Raw genomic sequence first — 6,211 nt, 5'->3', positions numbered from 1 at the left:
ATCACCGGCTTGGAGGCCAGCGCGCCGATGTTGCCCAGCCCCAGCACCGCCGTGCCGTTGGTGATCACCCCCACCAGGTTGCCGCGCGCCGTGTAGCGGAACACGTTGGCCGGGTCGGCCACGATCTCCTCACAGGCCGCCGCCACGCCGGGCGAGTACGCCAGCGCCAGGTCGCGCTGGTTCGTGAGTTGCTTGGTCGGCATGACCGAGATTTTGCCGGGGCGGCCGTGCTCGTGGTATTCAAGGGCGGCGTTGCGAAAGTTGGCATCCATATGGGCGGCTACTTGCTAGAGTGTGAGACACGGAAAGGGGGGAATTCTATTCCGATGGCGGGCGCCGCGATACCTCGGCGACGCCCTTCCCGCCCCTGGCCGTCATGACCGTTCCATCTTAGCGCCAGCTTACAAATTGTCGCTATTCCATTTTTCGGAACAGGGGAAAACGGCCGTCCGGATCGAACAGTGCTTTCACGCGTGAATCCAGCCTGGTCGTGGCCAGCCCGGGGGGTTGCGCGGCGGGAGCCAGTTGCGGCGCGGGCGCGGCGTCCGCAAGCGTGACGCTCTGCACCCAGGCCAGCGTGCCGCCATGGCCCAGCAGCAGGTGCGCCAGGTTGACGGTGGCGGGCGCCCCGGGTTTCAGGGCATCCAGGCGGTAGCGCCCCAGCCAGCGCTCCCCGTCCCGCGTGGCAAAGGCATCGCCGCCGGACGCCAGCTGGAACAGCGCGGGCACCAGGCGCTGAACGGTGACGGAACGCAGGGGCTGGACGTCGGCTTCGCCGAAGGGCCCCAGCGTTTCCTCGACGCCGTCGGCCAGCATCGCCTCGACCGCCAGCACGCCCGAGTCCGCGCACCGCCCGGCTCGCCAGCGGGCGGGAGCGGCCAGCCATTCGGCAAGCGTGATCGCGCCAGGCTGGTCCGCGAACTGGCGCAAGCCGGCCTGCGCCAGCGCCGCCAGCGGCACGCCGGGCTGGGCGCGCCAGCGCGGAGCGTCGCCGGACAGGCGGACCAGGCCCGACATCGCGGATGGATCCACCCGCAGGACAGGGCCCGGGGCCGCCTCGAACGGGCCCTCGGCCCCCTCCAGCGCCAACGCCACGCGGTACTCGGCGCACAGGACCCGCGCGTGCGTCACATCGGCGTCCCGCGTCGGGACGAGCACCGCGCGGGGGCCGTCCCCGCCGCTTTCCCCCAGGTCGCGGACCGCGCCCTGGCACAGCAGTCCGAGGCGCTGCAGGAACGCCGCCCAAGGGGTTTGGGCCGGCCGGCGGCCCAGGAGGAAAGCGCGCCGGGATGGCTGCATGACTACAATTCCTTTTTCGCTACAAGATGCCTTCGAGAATCCAATGCCCCGCCTTGCCACACGCACCAACGATTTCCTGACCTTCCAGGTAATGGAACTTTTCAAGCAGGCGCAAGCGCTGCAGGCGGCAGGCAAGGACATCATCAGCCTGGGCATCGGCGAACCGGACTTTACCGCGCCCCCCCAGGTCGTGGAAGCGCTGGAGCGCGCCGCCCGCGCCGGGCAGAGCGGCTACAGCCCGTCCGCGGGCCTGACCCCGCTGCGCGAAGCCATCGCCGGGTTCTACCATGAACAGTTCGGCGCCCGCGTCGATCCGTCCCGGGTCATCGTGACCGCGGGGGCCTCCGGCGCCCTGACGCTGGCCTGCGCCGCGCTGGTCAACAGCGGCGGCGAGGTGCTGATGCCCGACCCCTCCTACCCCGCCAACAGCAATTTCGTGCTGGCCGCGGGCGGCGTGCCCCGCTTGATCCCCAGCTCGGCGGAAAAGCGCTTCCAGCTGTCCGCCCAGGACGTCGCCCGACACTGGACGCCGGCCACCCAGGGCGTGCTGGTCGCCTCGCCCAGCAACCCGACCGGCACCTCCATCGACCACGGCGAGCTGGCCGAGCTGCTGGCGCAGGTCCGCGCCCGCGACGGCTTCGCCATCGTCGACGAGATCTACCTGGGCCTGTCCTATGAAGGGCAGCCGCGCTCGGCGCTGACGCTGGACGACGACGTCATCGTCATCAACAGCTTCTCGAAGTATTTCCACATGACGGGCTGGCGCCTGGGATGGATGATCGTGCCCCAGGACATGGTGGCGCCGGTGGAGAAGATCGCGGCCAGCCTGGCGATCTGCGCGCCCACGCTGGCCCAGCATGCCGCGCTGGCCTGCTTCTCGGCCAGCGCGATGAAGACCTTCGAGCATCGCCGCGAGGCCTTCAAGCAGCGCCGCGACTATCTGCTGCCGGAATTCGAACGCCTGGGAATACAGGTGCCCGTCAAGCCGGACGGCGCGTTCTACATCTACGCCGACATCGCCAGCCTGGGCATGGACAGCGCCGCGTTTTCGCAGCGCCTGCTGCTGGAGGCGGGCGTGGCCGCGGTGCCCGGCCTGGATTTCGGCCCGGCCCACGGCAGCCACACCATGCGCTTTTCCTATGCGACGGGGCTGGACCGCCTCGAAGAGGCGGTCGACCGCATGGGCCGCCTGCTGCAGCGGTAAGGGACCGCCACGGGCAAGCGATTTCATGGGGAATCAGTCGCGGGCCAGCGCGATCCCCGAGGCCAGCGCCAGGCGGCGGCGTTCGGCTTGCACCTTGGCGCCGTAGCCGTTGTCGTCCGGCCCGGTGGAACCGACGTAACAGGCCAGGCCGCCGTCCACGGAACCGCGGCGGTTGATGCAGTCGCGCAGGATCGTGGTGCCCACGCCGATATTGGCGGCGGGATCCAGCGCGGTCTTGCCCACGGCGTCGAACTTGTCCTGGTGCACGCTCGTCATGACCTGCATCAGGCCCTGGGCCCCCACATGGCTTTCCGCCAGGGGGTTGTAGCGGGATTCGATGGCGATCACGGCCAGGACCAGCAGCGGATCCAGCTGCTTTTCGCGGCTGACCTTGTATACCGTGTTCAGAAGCGGACCGGTCGCGTCATAGGCGACCTTGTACTTGCGCGAGATATAGTTGCGCAAGGCCTCCGCCTGGGGGCCGGTGGCCACGGACGCAACAGGCTTCTTGGGCGGCGGCGCGACGCGGGCAGGCCCCAGCATGCCGGTGGCATTGCTGGCGGGAGCCGTGGGGATGGCCATTGCAATGGCCGACGACATGTCGGCATTCAGGTCGGTACCCGTGTCGAGATCGGTGCCGGCTTGCATGGACGAAGGCGCGAGGGCGGTCAACAAGGCTTTGTGCACTTGCAATGCCTGGTCGCGCAGCCCAGGCAGGGCGAATCCCATGCTTACCGTCACAATGACCGCAATGCCCAGATAAACGGAGCAGATGCGCAGGGATTCGGCAAGATATTGGTGCACTCCTTGGGCCATGCCTCTGAACAGGCTGGCCACTGACGCATCGGGCATAAAACCTCCTGCGTAAAAAAGAGGGAGTCAATGTTAACCTCTCTTTCTCCCCAAAATGTAACCAAATCGCCGGGATCTGTAGTGAAATACCGCGACCTTAGAGACTTCCTCGCCCAACTCGAACGCATGGGCGACCTCAAACGCATCGCCCCGGCGGTGTCCACCCGGCTGGAAATGACCGAGATTTCCGACCGCGTCCTGCGGGCGGAAGGCCCCGCCCTGCTGTTCGAAAATGCCCAGCACGACGGCCAGCCGGCCCAGATGCCGGTGCTGACCAATCTGTTCGGCACGCCCGCGCGCGTGGCCCGCGGCATGGGCGCCGACGACGTCGGCGCGCTGCGCGACATCGGCGAACTGCTGGCCTCGCTGCGCGAACCGGAGGCCCCCAAGGGCCTGCGCGACGCGCTGGCCAAGGTATCGATGCTGAAATCGGCGCTGTGGGACATGAGCCCCAAGAACGTCAAAAGCCCGGCCTGCCAGGAAATCGTGTGGGAAGGCAAGGATGTGGACCTGACCCGCCTGCCGATCCAGACCTGCTGGCCGGGCGACGTGGCACCCTTGCTGACCTGGGGCCTGGTGATCACCCGCGGCCCCAACGCCCGCCGGCAGAACCTGGGCATCTACCGCCAGCAGCTGCTCGGGCCCAACAAGCTGATCATGCGCTGGCTGTCGCACCGCGGCGGCGCGCTGGATTTCCGCGACCACGCGATCGCGCATCCCGGCACGCCCTTCCCGGTGGCCGTCGCCCTGGGCGCGGATCCGGCCACCACGCTGGGCGCGGTCACCCCGGTGCCCGACAGCCTGTCCGAATACCAGTTCGCCGGCCTGCTGCGGGGTTCGCGCACGGAGGTGGCGCAGGCGCTGGGCAGCAACCTGTCCGTGCCCGCCTGGGCCGAAATCGTGCTGGAGGGCCATCTGCTGCCGTCATCCGACCCGCGGGCCATCGCCCCCGCGGTGCCCGAGGGCATCAACCCGCCGCCCAATACCGATTACGAAATGGCGCTGGAAGGCCCCTACGGCGACCACACCGGCTACTACAACGAGCAGGACTGGTTTCCCGTCTTCACGGTCGAACGGATCACGATGCGGCGCAACCCCATCTACCATTCCACCTACACGGGCAAGCCGCCAGACGAGCCGGCCGTGCTCGGCGTGGCGCTCAACGAGGTCTTCGTTCCCCTGCTGCGTCGCCAGTTGCCCGAGATCGTGGACTTCTACCTGCCGCCCGAAGGCTGCAGCTACCGTCTGGCCGTCGTATCCATCCGCAAGCAATACGCCGGGCACGCCAAGCGCGTCATGTTCGGCCTGTGGAGCATCCTGCGGCAGTTCATGTACACCAAGTTCATCGTGGTGGTGGACGAAGACATCAACCCGCGCGACTGGAAGGAAGTGGTGTGGGCGATGACCACCCGCATGGATCCGGTGCGCGACACGCTGCTGGTGGAGAACACGCCCATCGATTATCTGGATTTCGCCTCGCCGGTGTCCGGGCTGGGCGGCAAGATGGGCATGGACGCCACCAATAAATGGCCGGGCGAGACGAACCGGGAATGGGGCACGCCCATCACGATGGACGCCGAGGTCAGGCAGCGCGTGGATGCGCTGTGGGGGCAACTGGGCCTGTAGGCCGCGCCCGGCGCCGAGGCAGAAAAAAACCGCCCCAAGGGCGGTTTGTTTTCCGGCGCGGCTCAGCGCGGCTCGTGATCGCCCCCGCCATCGTGGCGGGCGCCCTGCCAGGCCTTGAACAACTGCCAGCCGACGAACGCGCCGCCGGCGATTTTCAAGAACTTGGACCGCTTGCCGCCCCGCATGATCATGGCGGACAGGGACGAGCTGACGATGGGATAGCGCCGCGCGATGCTGATTGCCTGCAAGGCCCAGCGCGAAGCGCTGCCCGACGCGAGCCCGGGCAGCAGCCCCTTGATGAGCGACGCCGGCTCCAGCTTGCGGCCCGCGGAGGCGATGCTTTGCGCCAGCGATTCGCGCTCGATGGCGGCGCGGGCGCGCAGCAGTTCGATACGCACGGCCCGGTCGACGGTGGGAGACCTTTTCGCCATGCTTCAGCCCTCCTCTCGCCGGCGGGCCAGCGCCTCGTCGTCGTCGTTCTGCGCATCGCGCACCCTGTCCAGCAGCTCCGCGTCGCGCGCCAATTCTTCAAGCGTGGCGGAAAACGGCGGCGCGCCGTAGACCAGGCCATGCCGCAGCATCAGCAGCAGCACCACCCCGACGATGCCGTAGAAAGCCGCCAGCAGGCCGAGCGCCAGGTAGCGGTCTTCGGTGGGCCAGAAGGCCACCGCCACCGTGACGGTGAAGACCAGCACGGCCAGCGTCAGGAAGAGCAAGGCAGCAAACGCCATGCCCAGGAGTTTGAGCAGGCGCGCCTTTTCGTCCGCGGCTTCGAGGGCCAGGAGTTCCAGTCGCGTGCGCAGCAGCCCGACCAGGCTGGACGCGATGCCGAATACGGATTTTCGTAGACCCATGGCGAATGGACGCCGGGCGGAAGACGGGTTGCGTCGTCCGCCCGGAAGTCCTGCCCTGTCAGCGGCGGCTGATCAGCAAGCCGAGCAGCAGGCCGGTCACGCCTGCAATGCCGATGGCTTGCCAGGGATTGTCATGCACGTAGTCGTCGGTCGCGCGGGCGGCCTTGCGGCCGCGCTCCAGCACAGCGTCCTGCGCCTCGTACAGGGCCTCGCGCGTGCGCTTCAGGGAAGTCAGGGCGCGATCGCGCAATTCGTTGGCCTTGTCGCCGGTGCTGCTGGCGGCTTCGCGCAGCAGGCTTTCGGCATCGTTCAGGCTGCTCTTGACACTGTCGATGAGTTTTTCTTTTGCGACGTCTTCGGATTTTCTCGTGGCCAT

General features: G+C 67.9%; 7 protein-coding genes and 1 pseudogene. 2 read left to right on the top strand and 6 right to left on the bottom strand.

Annotated features, from left to right (window positions below; all coding sequences use genetic code 11):
- Positions 1-272, bottom strand: a pseudogene (locus ACN6PJ_RS28830) (NADP-dependent malic enzyme); the annotation flags it as partial.
- Positions 273-414: 142 nt separating this feature from the next.
- Positions 415-1,299, bottom strand: coding sequence for an FAD-binding protein (locus ACN6PJ_RS28825; RefSeq protein ID WP_427999150.1), 885 nt, complete (start codon positions 1,297-1,299; stop codon positions 415-417).
- A gap of 43 nt (positions 1,300-1,342) precedes the next feature.
- Here ACN6PJ_RS28825 and ACN6PJ_RS28820 point away from each other — a divergent pair, with 43 nt between their 5' ends.
- Positions 1,343-2,503 carry a pyridoxal phosphate-dependent aminotransferase gene (locus tag ACN6PJ_RS28820; protein WP_427999149.1) on the top strand — a complete coding sequence of 387 codons (1,161 nt, stop codon included), beginning with the start codon at positions 1,343-1,345 and terminating at the stop codon, positions 2,501-2,503.
- 33 nt (positions 2,504-2,536) lie between these two features.
- Here the strand turns inward: ACN6PJ_RS28820 and ACN6PJ_RS28815 are convergent, their stop codons facing one another.
- On the bottom strand, positions 2,537-3,355 hold the full coding sequence (locus tag ACN6PJ_RS28815; RefSeq protein WP_427999148.1) for a transglycosylase SLT domain-containing protein: 819 nt from the start codon (positions 3,353-3,355) through the stop codon (positions 2,537-2,539).
- A gap of 81 nt (positions 3,356-3,436) precedes the next feature.
- On the opposite strand from ACN6PJ_RS28815, the gene ubiD reads away from it, so the two are divergent.
- Entirely contained in the window at positions 3,437-4,981 is a 1,545-nt protein-coding gene (ubiD, locus tag ACN6PJ_RS28810; protein ID WP_427999147.1) for a 4-hydroxy-3-polyprenylbenzoate decarboxylase, read from the top strand.
- Between the two features lie 62 nt (positions 4,982-5,043).
- Here ubiD and ACN6PJ_RS28805 read toward each other — a convergent pair whose 3' ends face one another.
- Genes ACN6PJ_RS28805 through ACN6PJ_RS28795 form a run of 3 tightly spaced genes read right to left on the bottom strand, consistent with a single transcriptional unit; the run spans position 5,044 to position 6,211 of the window.
- The gene (locus ACN6PJ_RS28805; RefSeq protein ID WP_427999146.1) at positions 5,044-5,412 is read right to left on the bottom strand and encodes a hypothetical protein; all 369 of its coding nucleotides are present in this window, start codon (positions 5,410-5,412) and stop codon (positions 5,044-5,046) included.
- 3 nt (positions 5,413-5,415) lie between these two features.
- The gene (locus ACN6PJ_RS28800) at positions 5,416-5,835 is read right to left on the bottom strand and encodes a phage holin family protein (protein WP_427999145.1); all 420 of its coding nucleotides are present in this window, start codon (positions 5,833-5,835) and stop codon (positions 5,416-5,418) included.
- A gap of 58 nt (positions 5,836-5,893) precedes the next feature.
- Positions 5,894-6,211: a DUF883 family protein gene (locus ACN6PJ_RS28795; protein WP_043544379.1), complete on the bottom strand. Its 318-nt coding sequence runs from the start codon at positions 6,209-6,211 to the stop codon at positions 5,894-5,896.

The organism is Achromobacter sp. (assembly GCF_050285585.1).
Classification (GTDB): domain Bacteria; phylum Pseudomonadota; class Gammaproteobacteria; order Burkholderiales; family Burkholderiaceae_B; genus Achromobacter.
Note: the sequence above shows the minus strand (reverse complement) of the source record. Positions and strands in the feature narration are given on the sequence as shown.

Bases quoted from the DNA above. Each gene is read 5' to 3' on its own strand.
- ACN6PJ_RS28825 (WP_427999150.1), bottom strand. From the start codon at position 1,299: ATGCAGCCATCCCGGCGCGCTTTCCTCCTGGGCCGCCGGCCGGCCCAA.
- ACN6PJ_RS28815 (WP_427999148.1), bottom strand. From the start codon at position 3,355: ATGCCCGATGCGTCAGTGGCCAGCCTGTTCAGAGGCATGGCCCAAGGA.
- ACN6PJ_RS28805 (WP_427999146.1), bottom strand. From the start codon at position 5,412: ATGGCGAAAAGGTCTCCCACCGTCGACCGGGCCGTGCGTATCGAACTG.
- ACN6PJ_RS28800 (WP_427999145.1), bottom strand. From the start codon at position 5,835: ATGGGTCTACGAAAATCCGTATTCGGCATCGCGTCCAGCCTGGTCGGG.
- ACN6PJ_RS28795 (WP_043544379.1), bottom strand. From the start codon at position 6,211: ATGGCCACGAGAAAATCCGAAGACGTCGCAAAAGAAAAACTCATCGAC.
- ACN6PJ_RS28820 (WP_427999149.1), top strand. From the start codon at position 1,343: ATGCCCCGCCTTGCCACACGCACCAACGATTTCCTGACCTTCCAGGTA.